Origin of the sequence: Azospirillum sp. B2RO_4 (assembly GCF_051124815.1) — a bacterium.
GTDB lineage: Bacteria > Pseudomonadota > Alphaproteobacteria > Azospirillales > Azospirillaceae > Azospirillum.
In genome coordinates, this window is the sequence record NZ_CP118490.1 from 184,942 (window position 1) to 203,316 (window position 18,375).

The window sequence follows — 18,375 nt, forward strand, 5'->3', positions numbered from 1 at the left end:
TCACACGCCGAGATAGGTGTGGAGCTTGTCCATGTTGGCGTCGAGCTGGTCGTTGGGGATCATGTCCACCACATGGCCCTCCTCCATCACGTAATGGCGGTCGGCGATGGTGGCGGCGAAGCGGAAGTTCTGCTCCACCAGCACGATGGTGAAGCCGCGCTGTTTCAAGGCACGCACCGCGACGCCGATCTGCTCGATGATGACCGGGGCCAGACCCTCGGTCGGCTCGTCCAGCAGGATCAGGGTGGCGCCGGTGCGCAGGATGCGGGCGATCGCCAGCATCTGCTGCTCGCCGCCCGACAGGCGCGTGCCCTGCGTCGAGCCGCGGCCCTTCAGGTTGGGGAACAGGTCGTAAATCTGCGGGACCGTCATCCCGCCCTCCTTGACCACCGGCGGCAGGGTCAGGTTCTCGTCCACGCTGAGGCTGGAGAAGATCCCGCGCTCCTCCGGCACATAACCGATGCCGAGCCGCGGGATCTTGTGCTGGGCCATGCCGATCAGCTCCTGGCCCTGGAAGCGGATGGAGCCGGTGCGCTTGCCCATGATGCCCATGATGGCGCGCATGGTGGAGGTCTTGCCGGCGCCGTTGCGGCCCAGCAGCGTCACCACCTCGCCCTGCCGCACCTCCAGGCTGACGCCGTGCAGCACATGGCTCTCGCCGTAATAGCCGTGCAGGTCGGCGATCTCCAGCATCGCCGTTTTGGTCATCGCGCCGTCAGGCATGTCCGGTCCCCATATAAGCTTCCATCACCTGCGGGTTCTTGGAGACGACCTCGTACGGCCCCTCCGCCAGGATCTCGCCGCGGCGCAGAACGGTGATGGTGTCCGACAGGTGGGCGACGACCGACAGGTTGTGCTCCACCATCAGCACGGTGCGGTCGGCGGCGACGCGCTTGATCAGCGCCGCCGTGCCCTCGATGTCCTCATGGCCCATGCCGGCCAGCGGCTCGTCGAGCAGCATCACCTCGGGGTCGAGCGCGAGCGTGGTGGCGATCTCCAGCGCGCGCTTGCGGCCATAGGGCAGCTCGGCGGCGGTGTGACCGGCCCAGGGGGTGAGGTTGACCGCCTCGATCAGCTCCAGCGCCCGGTCATGCAGGTCGTAGAGCGACGATTCGGACTTCCAGAAATGGAAGCTGGTGCCGAGCGGACGCTGCAAGGCGACGCGGACATTCTCCAGCACGCTGAGGTGCGGGAAGACGGCCGAGATCTGGAAGGAGCGCACCAGCCCCATCAGCGCGATGTCGGCCGGCTTGGTGCGGGTGATGTCGCGGCCCTTGTACAGGATCTGGCCGCGCGTCGGCGTCAGGAACTTGGTCAGCAGGTTGAACACCGTGCTCTTGCCGGCGCCGTTCGGGCCGATCAGCGCGTGGATGGTGCCCCGCCTCACTTGCAGGTTCACTTCCCGAACCGCCACGAACCCCTTGAACTCCTTCGTCAAGTTGCGCGCTTCCAGGATGATGTCGTCGGTGGGTCCGGTGGTCATTCCTGTCCTCTCCCGGTCTTGGGCCGGCCGGCCGGCAGCGGGCCGACATAACGTGATGTCGGCCGCAGCATGCGTCCGGTCCGTTCCTGTTCACGCACATGCGCCGCCCATCCGGCCGCGCGGCTGGCGGCGAAGAGCGGTGTGAAGCCGTCACGCGGCACACCGAGCGCTTCCAGCAACAGGGCGGCGTAGAATTCCACATTGGTGTGCAGGGGCCGGTCGGGACGGCGCGATGCCGTCACCGACAGGACCGTCCGCTCCACCGCTTCGGCGAAGGCAAGGCGCCCTTCGGGTGCCCGGCTCGCGCCGGACCGCTGCAGCACCAGAAGGCTGTCCTTCATGATGTCCGCGCGAGGATCGCGGATGCGGTAGGCCCGCGACCCGAAGCCCATCAGGCGCTCCCCGCGGTCGAGCGCCGCCGCCACCCAGTCTTCCGCACGCTCCGCCTCGCCGATGGCGTCCAGCATGTCGAGGACCAGCCCCGGCGCGCCGCCATGCAGCGGCCCTTCCAACGCGCCCAGCGCCGCCACCGCGGCGGCCGACAGGCCGCCCCCGGTCGAGGCGACCACGCGGGCGGTGAAGGTCGAGGCGTTCACGCCATGATCGGCCATCGCGACCAGATAGCGGCTTAGGGCCCGCATTTCCGCCTCGCCGGCGGCGGCACCATGGATCATGCGCAGCAGATCGGCGGCATGCGGCAGGGAGCGGTTCGGCGCCACCGGGGTTTGCCCGCGAACCAGCCGGACCGCCGACGCAGCGGCGACGGCGGTCCCCGCCACCAGCAGCAGCGGCGTCATCGTCGTCCCCGGCAGCGAGGCCAGCAGGCAGCGCTGAAGCTCGATCACCGTGAGATCGGACGGCATCGCCGCGAAGCGGGGAGAGAGCCGCGCAAAGGCGTCGCATCTCGCCGCACCCAGAGCATCCGGGCCCATCTGCGCCGGGATCTCCGCCTCCCACAGGATCGCCACGACCTCTTCATAGGAGCGGTCGATCAGATCGGGCAGTCGATGCCCGCGCATCACCATCTCACCCGTCACCGGGTCGCCCCCGCTCAGGCTGGTTTCGGCGGCCGATATCCGCTCCATCATCATGCTGTCCGGTAAGGGGGGAAGGGGCGCCGCCGGGAGGGCCGCGGCGGCTTCCGTGCGGATCCTAAACAATCGGCCCTCCCGCTCAACTTCGTATATGTAAGCGGCGCATTACAATCGGTTATGCGTCACCAGCCTCCGAGCCTTGCGGAGTGCCGCTCACATCTTCTTGACCAGGGGGCATTCGCTTTCCGACAGCGGCCGGAAGGCGCGCTCGGCGGGAATGCTGCGGACCAGCTTGTAATAGTCCCAGGCCGACTTGGATTCCGCCGGGGTCTTGACCTGGAACAGGTACATGTCGCGCAGCACCCGGCCGTCCTCGCGCACCGTGCCGTTCTTCGTCATGAAGTCGTTCACCGGGGTTTCCTTCATCGTCTTCATGACGGTGGGGGCGGCATCGGTCCCGGCGGCCTTGATCGCCTTCAGATAATGGCTGACCGCACCGTAGACGCCGGCCTGGTAGAAGGTCGGCATCGCCTTGCGCTTGTCGAAGAAGCGCTTGGAGAAGGCGCGCGTCTCGTCGTTCATGTCCCAATAGAAGGGCGTCGTCAGCATGATGCCCTGGGTCGAGGGCAGGCCCAGCGCATGGACCTCGCTGATGGCGAGCAGCAGCGCCACGATGTTCTTGCCGGACTGGCCGAGCCCGAATTCCGCCGCCTGCTTGATGGCGTTCTGGGTGTCGGCCCCGGCGGTGGCGAGCGCCACGACCTTGGCCGGCGACGCCTGGGCCTGGAGCAGGAAGGAGGAGAAGTCGGCATTGTTGGCCGGCATCTTCACGCTGCCCACCACCTTGCCCTTCTGGCTTTCGACGACGGCGCCTGTGTCGCGCTCCAGCGCATGGCCGAAGGCATAGTCGGAGGTCAGGAAGTACCAGCTGTCGAGGCCGGAGGCCACCACCGCCTCGCCGGTCACATGGGCCAGCGCATAGGTGTCGTAGGTCCAGTGGATGCCGTTCGGCGTGCAGGCCTTGCCGGTCAGATCCGAACTGGCCGGCGAGGAGAAGATGGCGACGCGGTTCTTCTCCTTGGTGATCTGCTGCACCGCCAGCGCCACGGCGGAGTTCGGCACGTCCATGATGGCGTCGACCTGATCGACGTCGTACCAGCGCCGCGCCGTCGAGGCGCCGACGTCGGCCTTGTTCTGGTGGTCGGCGAAGATCAGTTCGATGGGCGTGCCGTTGACGGCGCCGCCGAAATCCTCGACCGCCATCTGCGCGGCGGTGATCGAACCCTGCCCGGTGCTGTCGGACAGCTGGCCCGACAGGTCGGTCAGGATGCCGATCTTGATCTTGCCGTCGCTGTAGGCGGCGCTCTGCGCAAACGCCGGCTGGGACAGGCTGTAAGCGAACAGGCAGGCGGCGACGGCCGCCGTTACGGCGTAACGGTTCATCAGTTCCTCCCTAGGGTATTTTTATCGATGGTCGGCTCTATGGATGCTCAGCCGGCGTCCCTGGATGCCGCCGCATGCTGGGCGGCCAGCCGGCCGAACACGGCGCCGCGCAGGACCGAAGTCGAGCCGGTGTAGACCTGATGGTAGAGGCCGACCGTCTCGCCCGCCGCATAGAGGCCCGGCATCGGCCGGCCATTGCCGTCCAGCACGCGGGCATCGGCGTCGACCTTCAGCCCGCCGAAGGTGAAGCAGTTGGCCGAGACGATGGGGAAGGCGCGGAACGGACCCTTGGTCAGCGGGCGCGCCCAGTTGGTCTTGGCCGGGCTCAGCCCGGTGGTCGCCAGACCGTCCACCCGCGTCGGGTCGAAGCAGGCTGCATCGGCCGGACAGGCGGCGTTGTAGGCGGCGACCGTCGCCATCGTTGCCTCCGGCGGCAGGCCCAGCTTGTCGATCAGCGCGTCCAGCGTCGGCGCCTCGATGGCCGGCACGTCGCTGCGGATGCTGGCGCGCCAGCGCGGGATGTCCTCCACCTGATCGTCGAACAGGACATAGGCGATGCCGTCCGGCTGATCGGCGACGACGCGGGTGATGGCGTCATAGGTCGCGTCGGCGGTGCCCGGTGCCTCGTCGAGGAAGCGCTCGCCGCGCTTGTTGACCAGAATGCCGTAGGGCCAGATGAAGATCACCGCTTCCGGCTGGCGCGACCGCGGATCGACCGGCTCGGCATGGTAGGAGCCGAAATCGCCGGCCGCCGCCGCCCCGGCGTCGAGCGCCATGCGGATGCCTTCGCCGCGGTTGTAGTAACCGCCGCGCGCCACCGGCCGCACATGCTTGGCGCGCTGGCCCATGTAGCGGGTCATCATCTCCGGGTTGCCCTGATAGCCGCCCGAGGCCAGGACGGTCGACCGGCCGCGGATGGCGACGCGCAGCCCGTCGGTGCCGATGGCGTAAACGCCGCCGATGCGGCCCTGGTCGTCGCGCAGCAGATCGAGCGCGGTGGTGCGGTAGAGCACGCGGGCGCCCAGCGCCTTCGCCTCCGCCATCAGGCGCTCGATCAGGGCGAGGCCGCCGCCCTGCGCCGCGATGCGCTGGGTGTTCTGGGTCAGCAGATAGATCGGTTGCGGTTCGAAACGCAGGCCGAAGCCCTTCAGCCATGCGATGGTCGGCGGCACCCGCTCGGCGAAGCGGGAGATCACCTCCGGATCGGGGAAGGGGTGGGCCTTCACATAGTCCGGCCAATGCTCGTACGGTTCGGCGGCGGCGGCCAGCACGTTGGGGTCGATGTTCAGCCCGGCGTTGGCGGCGAAATGCTCCTCGAAATCGTCGGCGATCTCGGAATCGTTCTTCATCCGCATATAGGCTTCGGTCCAGCGCGAGTTGCCGCCGAAATCCTCCTCGGGCGCCCGCTCCAGCAGGGTGACCGACAGGCCGGCCTGCAGCGCCGTCACCGCCGCCGAAAGCCCGGCGATGCCGCAGCCGACGATGACCAGATCGCTGATGGCCAGATCGCCGATGGGGTGCTCAGACATCCGTGTTTCCTCCGTCATTTCTTTCATCTCCCGAGGCATTCCGCATCATCCCGCCCAAATCATCCTGCCCAAATCATCCTGCTAGGCGCCGTTGATCGCCGCCGGTTTCGCTGTCGGCCACGACGATCCCGGCCTCCGCCAGCTGCGCGATCGCCGCCGGGCCGTAGCCGAGTTCGGCCAGCACCGCGTCGGTGTCCTGCCCGACGCGCGGCGGATCGCGCCGGATCGCCAGATCGGCGTCCGCCACATGGATCGGCAGCCGCGGCAGGGCGGTCCGCACCCCGTTGGGCAGGGTGGTCGCCATCAGCCCGCCGGTCGCGCGCAGATGCGGGTCTTCGAACAGATCCTCCGGCCGGGCGATGGGGGCGAAGGGAATGCGGGCGCGCTCGCACACCGACACCGCCTCCTCCATCGACAGGCCGCCGAACAGCCCGGTCAGCAGCGGCAACAGGCGCGGCCGGGCGGCGATGCGGTCGTTGTTGGTGCGGAAATCCGGATCGTCGCGCAGGTCCGGCCGGTCGATGACGGCGCAGAAGCGCTCCCAATGGCTGTCGGTGGTGATGCCAACGAAGATCGGCCGCCCGTCGGCGGTGCGGAAGGTCTCGTAGACCGCCCAGGCCGACACGCGCTCCGGCATCGGCGGGATCGGCCCGTCCGCCTGGGCGGCGTAGCAGAGATGCTGCCCCATCAGGAACACCGTCGTCTCGAACAGGGCGGTTTCGATGGTCTGGCCCTTGCCGGTCCGGTCCCGCTCGCGCAGCGCCACCAGAATGGCGATGACCGCGAACATGCCGCCGGTGATGTCGACGACCGAGGTGCCGGCCCGCAGCGGCCGGCCGCTCGGCCCGGTCATGTAGGCGAGCCCGGTCATCATCTGCACCACCTCGTCCAGCGCGAGGCGGCCGGCATAGGGGCCGTCGAGGAACCCCTTCAGGCTGGCATAGATCAGGCGCGGGTTGACGCGGACCAGCGCCTCGGCGCCCAGCCCCAGCCGCTCCATCGTGCCGGGGGCGAAGTTCTCCACCAGCACGTCGGCCTCGGCAACGAGGCGGCGCGCGATGTCGCGGCCCTCCGGCGTCTTCAAATCGACGGCGATGGATCGCTTGTTGCGGTTGAAATAGCCGAAATAGCCGGTGCCGAAGCCCTTCAGATGGCGGGTCGGCTCACCGTTGGGCACCGGCTCGATCTTCACGACGTCGGCGCCGAGATCGGCGAGGATCATCGCGCAGGACGGCCCCATCACCGTGTGGCCGAAATCGAGGATCCTGACGCCGGCCAGGGGCAGCTTCTTGCCCGGGGATTGAACGGGGGATTGATCGGTCATGATCCGTCTCCTGGAACCGGACGCGGCGCGGCCCCGTCGTAGCGGTAGGGGATGGCCGGCGGCATCGGCCCCTTGATGCGGCCGCCCTGCTGCGACTGCTCCCAGGCGTGCGCCAGGATGCCGACCGAGCGCGACAGCACGAACAGCCCGCGCCCGAGCCCCGCCGGGAAGCCGAGTTCGGCGAACACCACGGCGGTGGCGCCGTCGATGTTCATCGGCAGCCGCTTGCCCTTGCGCGCGGCGAGCGCATCCTCCACCGCGCGGCCGATGGCGGCGGCCTCTCCGGTCACGGCGCCCTCCTCCTTCGCCGCATCCACCAGGGCCAGCAGCCGGCCGGCGCGGGGATCGACGGGGTGGAAGCGGTGGCCGAAGCCGGGGATATGCTCGCGCCGCTCCAGCCGGGCGGCGATCTCGCTCTCCGCCGCCCCGGCCAGGGACAGGCCGCCTGCCATATGGTCGGCCACGCGGGCGGCGACGGCGGCATACAGTTCCATGCATTGCTGGCCGGCGCCGCCATGGACGTCGCCCAGCGCGTTGATTCCGGAGGCCATGGCGTTGTTCAGCCCGACGCCGCAGGTGGCGGCCATGCGGGCGGTGGCGATGGACGGCGCCTGCGGCCCGTGGTCCACCGCCGCCACCAGCGCGGCCCCCAGCAGCCGGCCCTGCGCCGGTGTCGGCAACTCGCCGCGCAGCATCAGCCAGACCATGTCGGGGAAGCCGATCGTGCCGATCAGCTCCTCGATGGGATAGCCGCGCACCCGGATCGAACCCGGATGGATGTCGATGATCGACGTCCGCCACCAGCCGGTGGCGCTGTCGATGGTCGCTTCGGAGATGGGAATTTCGGGCATGGGAATGCTCCCGGAGGACTCGCCGCGCCGGCCCGGCCTCAGCCGAGCACGAAGGGGTTGGCGCGGTTGGGTTTGGTGGTGATCCAGACGGACTTGGTCTGGAGATATTCCTTGATCGCCTCCACGCCGCCCTCGCGGCCGAGGCCGGAGCGCTTGTAGCCGCCGAAGGGCGTGGTGAAGCTGGTGGAGCGGTAGTTGTTCACCCACACCGTCCCGGCGCGCAGCCGGTCGACGCAGTACATCGCGCGGTGAAGGTCGCGCGTCCAGACGCCGGCCGCCAGACCGAACTCGACGTCGTTGGCGATGCTCAGCGCATCGTCCTCGTCCTCGAAGGGAATGACGCAGAGGACCGGGCCGAACACCTCCTCCTGGGCGATGCGCATGTCGTTGCGCACCTGCGTGAAGATGGTCGGCGCCACGAACTGCCCCTGGCCGTATTCCGGCCCCGACAGGGCATGGCCGCCGAGCACGCAGACCGCCCCCTCCTCCTTCGCCATGGCGATCATCCGCAGGATCTTCTCCCATTGCGGACGGGTGGCGATGGGGCCGATCTGCGTGTCCATCTTCGACGGGTCGCCGATGCGCGCCTCGGCTGCCGCCGCGACCAGCTTCTCGACGAAGGCGTCGTGGATGGATTTCTGGACCAGCAGGCGCGAGCCGGCCATGCAGGTCTGGCCCGAGGCGCCGAACACGCCGGAGATCGCGCCCTTCACCGCCTGGTCGAGATCGGCGTCGTCGAAGACGATGTTCGGCGACTTGCCGCCCAGCTCCAGCGTCACCTTCTTCAGGCCCGGCGCCGCGGCCTCGTTGACGCGCTGGCCGCCGAAGTCGCCGCCGGTGAAGGCGATCTTGGCGGTCAGCGGATGACGCACCAGCGGCTCGCCCACCTCCGCACCGAAACCGGTGACGACGTTGACGACGCCGCGCGGGAAACCCGCCTCATGCGCCAGCTTCGCCAGTTCCAGGATGGAGGCGGAGGTGTATTCCGACGGCTTGATGACGATGGTGTTCCCGGCCGCCAGCGCCGGAGCCATCTTCCAGGTGGTCAGCGCCAGCGGCGAGTTCCACGGCGTGATGGCGACGACGACGCCGAGCGGCTCGTACTTCACATAGTTGAAGACATCGGCCTTGTTGATCGGCACGACCGCGCCCTGAACCTTGTCGGCCAGCCCGGCATAGTAATGGAACCACTGGGCGACGTTCCGCACCTGCCCGCTGACCTCGGCCATCAGCTTGCCGTTGTCGCGCTGCTCGATGGCGCCCAGCCGGTCGACGTTGGCCTCGATCAGTTCGGCCAGCCGGCGCAGCAGGGCGCCCCGCTGGGTCGCGGTCAGTCCGGCCCACTCCGGCGACAGGAAGGCGCGGTGCGCCGCGTCCACCGCGCGGTCGGCGTCGGCCTGCATGCCGCGCGGGATCTGCGCCCAGGCGCGCCCCGAAAAGGGCTCCGTCGTCTCATACCACTCGTTGGAAACCGGATCGCACCAGTCCCCGTCGATGAACATCTTGTAGCGTTCCACCCTCGGCCTCGCAAAAGTTCTGTTAGATAGAACCGTGTTTCATCTAAGAGAACATAGGCGTGCCAAATGCGTCAAGTCCGAACCATTCGCCTCCCCACTTTTTTCAGCCGGGGCCTTGTACCGGCCGTCCTTGACGTACGATGGTGGTGTCGGGGAACAATGCGCGCCGAGGATGCTTATGGCTCATCTGCCAATGAAGGACCCGATATGACCGACGCGAAGGCCAACACGACGACGGCATCCTCCGGCGGGGTGGAGTCCGTCGACCGGGCGCTCAGCATCGTCGGCTGTTTCCAGGCGGGCGATCACGCCCTGAGCCTGACGGAGATCGCGGCCAGGACCGGCCTTTACAAAAGCACCATCCTGCGGCTGACCGTGTCGCTGGAGAAGGCCGGCTATCTGGTCCGCCACCAGGACAAGTCCTATCGGCTCGGCCCGGAACTGATGCGGCTGGGGGGGCTCTACCAGCGCTCGCTGCGGCTGGAGGATCATGTCCGGCCGGTGCTGCGCCAGCTGATGCGGGAAAGCGGCGAGAGCGCGTCCTTCTTCAGGCGCGAAGGGGCGTGGCGCATCTGCGCCTTCCGCGAGGATTCGACCCAGGCGATCCGCGACCACGTGCATGAAGGCGACCGCCTGCCCCTGGATCGGGGGGCCGCCGGCCATGTGCTCAGCCGCTTCGCCGGAACGGTGTCGGCCGCCGACTTCGCCGCCCTGCCCCTGCGCTCCTTCGGCGAGCGCGAGTCCGAGACCGGGGCCGCCGCGGTGCCGGTCTTTTCCCAGCGGGAGGGGCTGGTCGGCGCCCTGACCCTGTCGGGTCCGCTGACCCGCTTCACCGAGGACCGCGTGGCGGTGATGGCGCCGCTGTTGCTGGCCGCCGGCCGGCGGCTGTCCGAAACGCTGGGCGGGCACTATCCGGTTTGAGATTTCCCGTTCCGAGATTTCGCAGTCTGAGATTTCGCTGGGGCTTCAAGGCCGGCGACAGGGAGTTGACATGGAGACGCTGACGCAACGGGTGCAGGACGGGATCGCGACCAACGGATTCTCGTTCATCGAGGCACCGGACATGCGAACCCTGCTCGGCGAGGCCGGGTTGGCGGACTGGGACGGTTTCAGCCGCAGTTGGGACGAGTTGGGCCTCGACCTCTACATGGCGGACGGCGGCCGTTACCGGCGGCGGCGCCATGCCGCCTTCGCCCTGTCGGCCGGGGATATCCGGCGCAAGCCGCACCAGCCCCATTACCAGAGCCGCGACTACAACCCGCTGAACGGCGGGATCGAGCGCTGGTTCGAGCCGGTCACCGACGGGATCGCGGCGCATCCCGCCTTGCATGCGATCCTGGCGACCAGCTTCGCCCTGTTCGATCCGCTGACGCCGCCGGATGTCCGTCCCGACGTCTGGCACACCGAGGTCCATCAGTTCCGCATCGAGGCGCGCGCGGGCGAAGCCGCCCAACCCACGCCGGAAGGCATGCATCGGGACGGCGTCGACTGGGTCCTGGTGATGCTGATCCGGCGCGAGAACATCGCCAGCGGCACCACAACCATCCACGACCTCGACGGTCGCCCACTGGGAAGCTTCACCCTGCGCCATCCGCTGGAATCGGCGGTTCTGAACGACGCGCGGGTGTTCCACGGCGTGACGCCGGTGGAACCCGCAGACCCGGAGCAACCCGCCTTCCGCGACGTTCTCGTGGTCACCCTGCGGCGTCCGTGACCCGCCCCCGCCCTCCGGCCTTTCAGCGTCCCGCCGCCGGTGCCACCCTCGGGAACAGGAGGAAGGCGGCGAGCGCCGCCACGGCCGCCGCCAGCCACACCCCGCTCCAGCTTGCCCGTTCCAGCACATGGGGAATGGCCAGCGGGGCGAGGAAGTAGGCGCCGAAGGCGAAGGTGTTGCCGAGGCCGAGAACCGTGCCGGTGTGCGCGATGCCGGCGATGCTGGCGAGTTCGGTGAAGGCGATGCCGTGCCAGCTGGACGCGACGATCCCGCCGGCGACCAGGGCGACGACCACGGCCGCCACCATTGCTCCGCCGCACTCCGGCAAGGCGGATTCGAGAGCGACACAGCCGGCCAGCACGCAGTAGACGGCGGCCGTCAGCAGGGCGCAGGCCTTGAGGAACGGCCGCCGGTTGCGACGCCGGTCGGTGAAATGGCCGCTCCACACGCGGACGACGGCCGCGCCAAGCTGAATCGACACAATGCTGGCGCTCACCGCCGCGGTGCCGAGATGGCCGACATCGTTCAGGAAGATCGCCGCGAAGGTCACCACCGCCACCTGCGGAATGCACAGCGCGCCGACGCCCAGGACAGTCTTCCAAACCTGCCCGTTGCGCAGCGGTCCTGTTCCGGGCCTCTCCGAGGCGGTCCCGGCCGGGCTCCGCGCCGCCGTCACCGGAGGGTCGCCGACCCAGAGCCACACCAGCCCCGTGGTGGCGAGACAGAGCGCGGCCAGCGTGCCGTAGACGCCCTGGAACCCGACGCCATCGGCCAGCGGCGGAAGGATCAGCGCACCGGCGGCGCCTCCGGCCGGCAAGGCCATCTGCCGGACGCTCATGGCAAAGCCCCGCTCGCCTTCGCCGAACCACGCCATCACCGCGCGCCCGCTCGACCCGTTCAGGCTGCCGCCGATCACGCCGACCAGCAGGAAGGCACCGGCAAGGAGCATGGCGGACGGAACGCGGCCCGGCACCGGCGACAGCAGCAGCGCCATGAGCGCCAGCACCACACCGGTCAGGCCGAGCCCCGTCAGCAGCACCTTGCGGTCGCCCCAGCGGTCGGTCAGCATCCCCCACAGCAATTCGCTGACGGCGACCCCCAGCCCCATGGCCCCGATCACCAGCCCCAAATCGGCCGCCGCCAGCCCGTAATCGGACCGCATGGCGACGGCCGTCGCCGGTAGCCCGGTCAAGGCCGCGGCAAAGCTGCCGTTGGCGGCCACGCCGACCCCCAGCACCTTCCAGCGATGGGGGTCCGGCCCAGCCGTCGCCCTGCGCGCCGCATCGTCCGCAATGTTTCGCAACGAGGCCTGCCGGCCCCTTTCTTCAGCTGTGGTCGTCATGTCCGGAAGCCTCGATGTGCTTGTCCTTGCCTCCTTGCTGATACCGCGCCACAATCATTCTGATAATCAGGATTATCGGTACATTCGATCCCGTAAATCAGGATGGTTGACCGTGAGCAAGCTGACCTTCGATCTCGACGTGCTGCGCAGCTTCGTCACCGGCATGGACCTCGGCAGTTTCGCCAAGGCCGCCGACCGGCTGGGACGATCGACCTCCGCCGTCAGCGCGCAGATCAGGAAGCTGGAGGATCAGGCCGGCATGCCGATTTTCCGCAAGGCGGGCCGGGGTCTCGCGCTGACCGAGGCGGGAGAGACCATGCTCGCCTATGCCCGGCGCCTGCTCGACCTCAACGACGAGGCGGTCACCGCCCTTCGCGGCATGACGTCCGAAGGCTGGCTGCGGGTCGGAATGCAGGAGGATTTCGCCGAAAGGCTGCTGCCGGCGGCGCTCGGCCGCTTCGCCCGCGCGCATCCCAAGGTCCGGATCGAGGCGCGCATCGGCCGCAACACCGACCTGCTCGACCGGGTGGCGCGCGGGCAGCTGGACTTCGCCCTCGCCTGGGACAATGGGGCGGCAGCGCCGTTCAAGACCGACATCGCCACCTTCCCGATCCGCTGGATCGCACCCGGCACCGGCCTGACGGTGCCGACATCGGAGGACGGAGCGCTGCCGCTGGTTTCCTTCGACGACGGCTGCTGGTTCCGGAACGTCGGCACGGCTGCGCTCGACCGGGCCGGCCACGCATGGCGCATCGCGCTGACGAGCCCAAGCCTTTCGGGATTGTGGGCCGGCGTCGAAGCGGGATTGGGGCTCACCCTCCGCACGTCGATCGGCCTGTCGTCCGGCGTCCGCGTCCTGGAGGAAGGCACCCACGGTCTTCCGCCGCTCCCCACCATAAACCTGGCGATCTACCGGAAGGATGCGACGCTCGACCCGACGGCGGAACGGCTGATCGACATCGTCACGGATGGCGTGCGCAACCTTGCCTGACGACAGGCAAGGAGGCCATGGTCGCTGGAAACACCCCCCACGCATCCCAGCAATGCCCCACCAAATCGTGTGACTTTTCACGGCCGCCCTTGACGTACGCCCTGCTTTGCCCACATAAGCCCTCACGAGACATCCCGTCCCAGCCGTTCGATGGCCGCCACCAAGGCGCCTCCGGCCGGGTTCCTCCACCCCCGAGATCCGCATCGACGAGCGATGCACGCCCGTCCGGCAGCGTCGAATGCCGGCCTAAGTGAGACGTACGACAGAGGCATGACGTTTGATTCGAAGCGGCGCCGGATGGCGCCGAACAACCGCGCACGCAATCGCAACCCGCGTCCGCGTGACGATTTCGACGGCTCCCGCCCGGCGACCATTCCGGTCCATGGCGGCGGCCCCACCGGCCCGGTTCCGGGCAAGGACGAGATCCTGTTCCTTCCGCTGGGCGGCTGTTCCCGCATCGGCATGAACATGGCGCTCTACGGTCACGCCGGCAAATGGCTGATCGTCGACGCCGGCGTCGCCTTCATGGGCGACGAGGCGCCGGGCATCGACAGCCTGATGGCCGATCCGGCCTTCATCGAAGAACGGATGCAGGACGTCGTCGGCCTCGTGGTGACCCATGCGCACGAGGACCATATCGGCGCGATCCACCATCTGTGGCCGCGCCTGCGCTGCCCGATCTATGCCAGCCCCTTCGCCTCCCACATCATCCGGGACCGGCTGAAGGAAAAGGGCGCCCACCGCGCTGCCAAGGTGCAGACCTTCGAGATCGGCGACACGCTGACCATCGGTCCCTTCCGGATCGAGACCATCGCCGTCACCCATTCGATCCCGGAACCGATGTCGCTGGCGATCCGCACGGCGGCCGGCACGGTCCTGCACACCGGCGACTGGAAGTTCGATCCCAACCCGCTGGTCGGCCGCAGCACCGATTTCGCCGCGCTGAAGCGCCTGGGCGACGAAGGGCTGCTCGCCATGATGTGCGACAGCACCAACGCCGACGTGCCCGGCTCGACCGGCTCGGAGGCCGACGCCCGCGCCGGCCTGATCGGCGCCTTCGCCGGCCGCTCGGGCGCCATCGCCGTGACCGGCTTCGCCTCCAACGTCGCCCGCATGACCGCGGTGGCGGAAGCGGCGGCGGCGGTCGGGCGCAAGGTGGTTCTGGTCGGCCGCTCCATGCTGCGCATGGAGAAGGCGGCGCAGGCCTGCGGCTATCTCGACCATGTGCCGGACTTCATGGATGTCCGCGAGGCCTCCTGGACCCCGCGCGACCATCTCGTGTTCCTGTGCACCGGCAGCCAGGGCGAGGAACGGGCGGCGCTCAGCCGTCTGGCCCGCAACGAGCACCGCGACCTCTGGCTGGAAGAGGGCGACACCGTCATCTTCTCCGCCCGCGCCATCCCCGGCAACGAGGAGGCTCTGGCCGAAATCCACGAGCATCTGCGCGGCATGGGTGTCGAGATCGTCACTCCGGCCGATGCGCCGGTCCATGTCTCCGGCCACCCGAAGCGCGACGACCTCGCCCGCATGTACGGTCTGGTCCGCCCCCGCTTCGCCGTGCCGGTCCATGGCACCATCGAGCATATGGAAGCCCACGCCCGCCTCGCCCGTTCCTGCGGCGTCGAGCGCGCGCTGGTTCCGGAGGACGGCGACATCCTGCGCATCGCCAAGGAAGGCACCCGGGTGATCGGCCGCATCGAGCCCAGGCGCCTCGCCAACACCGGGCGTGACCTGATCCCCTGGATTCCCGCCGAGGTGCCGACGGAAGAGACGCTCGTCGCGGCCTGACGACAGAAGCGCCGCACACACGAAAAAGCGAACGGGTCCTGTGGGATGTCCCACAGGACCCGTTCGCTTTTCAGCACACCGGAACCGTCATTCGGCCGGGGTGGCGACCATTGGAACCTCGATGGCGCGGGCCTGCAGCAGTTCCTTCCACTTCTTGAGCGCGGCGATCAGGATGATGAAGCCCAGCACCAGCATGATGATCGAGATGCCGGCGTTGAAGGGGTTGTAGCCCTTGGCCGCCTTGTTCAGATAGACGTTGGCGATCATCCAGTAGCCGGCGACGTTCACCGTGACGAACAGGTAGGCCAGCGGGACCAGGCAGGTCAGCATGTAGATCCGCTTCTGGGCCAGCCGCAGGATGATGGTGGCGCCGATGATGAGACCGACCGAGGCCATCAGTTGGTTCGACACGCCGAACAGGGCCCAGACCGAGTTGATGTCGCCCGACGTCAGCAGATACCCCCAGGCTACGCAGGCGATGACGCTGGCGATGATCGAACCGGGGACCCAGTCCAGCCGCTTCATCGGGGCATAGACGTCGCCCAGCAGGTCCTGGATCAGGTAACGGGCGACGCGGGTGCCGCTGTCGACGGCGGTCAGGATGAACACCGCCTCGAACATCACGACGAACTGGAAGAAGTAGGAGGCGAGGCTGTTGAACCACGGCACGCGGGTGAAGATCTCGGTCATGCCGACCGCCAGGGTCACCGCACCGCCGGTCCGGCCATAGAGGTCGAGACCGATCTCATTGCTCAGCCGCGGCAGGTCGACGACGTCCATGCCCAGGGCCTTGAAGGCGGCCGGCGCGGAGTTGATGGCGAAGTAATCGGCCGGATGCAGCGAGGTGGCGGCGATCAGCGCCATGACGCCGACCAGGCATTCCGCCAGCATGCCGCCGAAGGCCACCGGACGGATGTCGCTCCACTTGTCGATCAGCTTGGGCGTGGTGCCCGACCCGATGAAGGCATGGAAGCCGGAGATGGCGCCACAGGCGATGGTGATCGAGATGAAGGGCCAGACCGGGCCGTTCAGCACCGGGCCGCCGCCATGGATGAAGTCGGTCAGGGCGGGGAAGCGGATCTCCGGATTGATGAAGACGACGCCGACGACCAGCGCGCCGAACACGCCGACCTTCATGAAGCTGGACAGGTAACCGCGCGGGGTCAGCAGCAGCCACACCGGCAGGGCGGTAGCGAAGAAGGCGTAGACCGGCAGGATGACGGCGACCGTCTCGGCATGCAGCGTCAGCCATTCGCCCAGCAGCGTGCCCTGGATGTAGGGACCGGCGAAGACCGAGGCGGCGATGGCGGCGATGCCGACCTGGGTGGCGCCCTTGGACGAGCCGGTGATCTTCTCGTAGAGGCCCAGCGCGATGGCGATCGGGATCGTCATGAACACCGCGAAGGCGCCCCAGGCGTTGCGTTCCAGCGCATGGACCACGACCATCGACAGGCCGGCCATGGTGATGGTGATGATGAACAGCATCGCCAGACCGGTACACCAGCCGGCGACCGGGCCGAGTTCGGCCTTGGCGACCTCGGACAGCGACTGTCCCTTGTGCTTCATCGAGGCGAACAGCACGACGGTGTCGTGTACCGCGCCGCCGATGACGCAGCCGATCAGCAACCACAGGAAGCTCGGCAGATAGCCGAACTGGGCGGCCAGCACCGGGCCGACCAGCGGGCCGGCGGCGGCGATGGCGGCGAAATGCTGCCCGGCATTCACCCACTTCTTGGTGGGCACATAGTTACGGCCGTCCGCCAGCATGTGGGACGGGGTGACTTCCGAATCGTCGGCACGGAGAACCTTGCGCACGAAGAACACGCCGTAAAAGCGGTAGCAGAGCGCAAGAATGCAGAGTGTCGCGATCACAAAGGTTAGGGCGTGATCCATGACGGCTCTCCTGAAAAGGATATGCCGCCGGTTTACGCCTGCCGCGGCGCCCCGTGTGGTGGAATGCCGCGAGCGGCGGCCGGGACGTGCCGAGCGGCAGCCGGCAGGGGGCGAGCGGCGCCGCTCAGGCTCCCTGCCGACGCCACGCCCGCCACCCGTTAACAGAATCAGCGGTGCCTGAGAGACGGTGGTCGTCCGAAGGATCTCCTTATCGCGGCGAACCGGTCATGCGGAGCGCGGGAGGCCGGGCTTCCCCTGCGGTTCCGCGGCCGCGGCGCCCAGATGGGGCCTCAGCATCAGGACGAGCGGCACGATCAGGGCGGCGGTCGCCGCCGCGGCCAGCACGCCGGTCGTCTGGCCGCTGTGATCGGCGATTGCGCCGTAGAGGATCGGGGCCAGGCCGCCGGAACCGATGACGCTGGTGTAGAAGACCGCGAAGGCCCGCCCGGTATCGCCGTTGGAAAGCTCCGGCACGGTGCCGTAGAGCACCGAAGAGGTGCCGTTGAGCACGATGCCGAGCAACGGTAGCAGGATCAGCGTCGGCGTCAGCGAGGTGAACAGCGTCGCCGCGATCAGCAGGGCGGTGGCGGCCTCGGTCACCATGACGCTGCCGACGACACCCAGCCGCTCCCCGAGCAGGCCGCATGTCGCCTTGCCCAGCGCGCCGCCGATGAACAGCAGGGCAAGCGCCAGCCCGACCGTGGCGGTGTCCCCGCCCTGGCCATGGATGAGAAAGGGCAGAAACAGCAGATAGCCCATGCGGGTCGCCGTATCGAGCGCACCGATCGCCGTCAGGATGCCGAAACCGCCGCGACCCTGCCCCGTCCTAGTCCCCGATTTGGCCGCCCTCACGATGGGAACCGCCGGGGCCAGCGGCAGCAGGGCGAGCGACACGGCCAGTCCGATCGCCGCCATCAGACCCAGCACCGGCTGCCAGCCGAATACCGGCAACAGCAGCGCGACGAGCGCCGGCAACGCGGCTTTCCCGAGATCGCCCGAGAAATTGTAGATGCCGAGCGGATGCCGCGATGCCGAGCCGTAACTGACGGTGACGAGCATCGAGCCGCATGGGTGCTGGATGCTCGATCCGATGCCGGCGAGGACGAGGCCGACGCAGAGACCGGCAAAGCCGAACGGCAACGCCATGACCAGCAAGCCCGCCGCCGCGAGGATTGTCGACAGGATCAGCGCCGCCCGTGGCGACAGGCCGCGAAGGGCCCGGTCGGCCGGGATCTGCAGTCCTCCCATCGTACCGGAATAAAGGGCGCGGACTATCGCAAGCGCCGCATAGGAAAGGCCGAACTGCGCCTGCCACACCGGCAGGAAAACATAGAGGGCATCGGTGTACCCGTCATGCAGCGCATGGGCAAGGCACGCGCCCGTCAGGCTCTTTCTTTTCTCTGTCCACCAATGTCGTGATTTCATCTTTGATGGAGTCCTCGCAGACGCAGCAGGCATTGCCCGGC

Annotated in this window: 15 protein-coding genes; 4 read left to right on the top strand and 11 right to left on the bottom strand. The window is 68.4% G+C overall.

Features of this window, described 5'->3' with window-relative positions; all coding sequences use genetic code 11:
• The 8 genes from PWS46_RS26955 to PWS46_RS26990 form a co-directional block, all read right to left on the bottom strand.
• Positions 1 to 723 carry an ABC transporter ATP-binding protein gene (locus PWS46_RS26955; RefSeq protein WP_434624156.1) on the bottom strand — a complete coding sequence of 241 codons (723 nt, stop codon included), beginning with the start codon at positions 721 to 723 and terminating at the stop codon, positions 1 to 3.
• A complete protein-coding gene (locus PWS46_RS26960; protein WP_434625099.1) occupies positions 716 to 1,483 on the bottom strand; it encodes an ABC transporter ATP-binding protein in 768 nt (255 codons plus the stop codon). Before PWS46_RS26960 ends, PWS46_RS26955 begins: the two co-directional genes overlap by 8 nt.
• Entirely contained in the window at positions 1,480 to 2,574 is a 1,095-nt protein-coding gene (locus PWS46_RS26965; RefSeq protein ID WP_434625101.1) for a citrate synthase, read from the bottom strand. The genes PWS46_RS26960 and PWS46_RS26965 overlap by 4 nt, the downstream gene beginning before the upstream one ends.
• Before the next feature lie 156 nt (positions 2,575 to 2,730).
• Positions 2,731 to 3,960: an ABC transporter substrate-binding protein gene (locus tag PWS46_RS26970; RefSeq protein WP_434625103.1), complete on the bottom strand. Its 1,230-nt coding sequence runs from the start codon at positions 3,958 to 3,960 to the stop codon at positions 2,731 to 2,733.
• Between the two features lie 47 nt (positions 3,961 to 4,007).
• Positions 4,008 to 5,489, bottom strand: a complete 1,482-nt coding sequence (locus tag PWS46_RS26975) for an FAD-dependent oxidoreductase (RefSeq protein WP_434625105.1) — start codon at positions 5,487 to 5,489, stop codon at positions 4,008 to 4,010.
• A gap of 73 nt (positions 5,490 to 5,562) precedes the next feature.
• Complete coding sequence (locus tag PWS46_RS26980) at positions 5,563 to 6,813, bottom strand: CaiB/BaiF CoA transferase family protein (protein ID WP_434625107.1); 1,251 nt, start codon at positions 6,811 to 6,813, stop codon at positions 5,563 to 5,565.
• Positions 6,810 to 7,664 carry a citryl-CoA lyase gene (locus PWS46_RS26985; RefSeq protein WP_434625109.1) on the bottom strand — a complete coding sequence of 285 codons (855 nt, stop codon included), beginning with the start codon at positions 7,662 to 7,664 and terminating at the stop codon, positions 6,810 to 6,812. Before PWS46_RS26985 ends, PWS46_RS26980 begins: the two co-directional genes overlap by 4 nt.
• Before the next feature lie 38 nt (positions 7,665 to 7,702).
• Positions 7,703 to 9,166 carry an aldehyde dehydrogenase gene (locus PWS46_RS26990; protein ID WP_434625111.1) on the bottom strand — a complete coding sequence of 488 codons (1,464 nt, stop codon included), beginning with the start codon at positions 9,164 to 9,166 and terminating at the stop codon, positions 7,703 to 7,705.
• Between the two features lie 222 nt (positions 9,167 to 9,388).
• Between PWS46_RS26990 and PWS46_RS26995 the strand changes: the two genes are divergently transcribed.
• Together PWS46_RS26995 and PWS46_RS27000 are read left to right on the top strand one after the other, a co-directional pair.
• The gene (locus PWS46_RS26995; protein ID WP_434625113.1) at positions 9,389 to 10,102 is read left to right on the top strand and encodes an IclR family transcriptional regulator; all 714 of its coding nucleotides are present in this window, start codon (positions 9,389 to 9,391) and stop codon (positions 10,100 to 10,102) included.
• A 70-nt stretch (positions 10,103 to 10,172) separates the two neighbouring features.
• Positions 10,173 to 10,895: a 2OG-Fe dioxygenase family protein gene (locus tag PWS46_RS27000; protein ID WP_434625115.1), complete on the top strand. Its 723-nt coding sequence runs from the start codon at positions 10,173 to 10,175 to the stop codon at positions 10,893 to 10,895.
• A gap of 22 nt (positions 10,896 to 10,917) precedes the next feature.
• Here PWS46_RS27000 and PWS46_RS27005 read toward each other — a convergent pair whose 3' ends face one another.
• Positions 10,918 to 12,198, bottom strand: coding sequence for an MFS transporter (locus PWS46_RS27005; RefSeq protein ID WP_434625116.1), 1,281 nt, complete (start codon positions 12,196 to 12,198; stop codon positions 10,918 to 10,920).
• Between the two features lie 151 nt (positions 12,199 to 12,349).
• On the opposite strand from PWS46_RS27005, the gene PWS46_RS27010 reads away from it, so the two are divergent.
• Together PWS46_RS27010 and PWS46_RS27015 are read left to right on the top strand one after the other, a co-directional pair.
• Positions 12,350 to 13,228, top strand: a complete 879-nt coding sequence (locus tag PWS46_RS27010; RefSeq protein ID WP_434625118.1) for a LysR substrate-binding domain-containing protein — start codon at positions 12,350 to 12,352, stop codon at positions 13,226 to 13,228.
• A gap of 270 nt (positions 13,229 to 13,498) precedes the next feature.
• Positions 13,499 to 15,016, top strand: a complete 1,518-nt coding sequence (locus PWS46_RS27015; RefSeq protein ID WP_434625120.1) for a ribonuclease J — start codon at positions 13,499 to 13,501, stop codon at positions 15,014 to 15,016.
• An 87-nt stretch (positions 15,017 to 15,103) separates the two neighbouring features.
• On the opposite strand, the gene PWS46_RS27020 is transcribed toward PWS46_RS27015, so the two are convergent.
• Positions 15,104 to 16,909, bottom strand: a complete 1,806-nt coding sequence (locus tag PWS46_RS27020) for a carbon starvation CstA family protein (RefSeq protein ID WP_434625122.1) — start codon at positions 16,907 to 16,909, stop codon at positions 15,104 to 15,106.
• Positions 16,910 to 17,134: 225 nt separating this feature from the next.
• Complete coding sequence (locus tag PWS46_RS27025; protein ID WP_434625124.1) at positions 17,135 to 18,334, bottom strand: MFS transporter; 1,200 nt, start codon at positions 18,332 to 18,334, stop codon at positions 17,135 to 17,137.
• Positions 18,335 to 18,375: the final 41 nt, after the last annotated feature.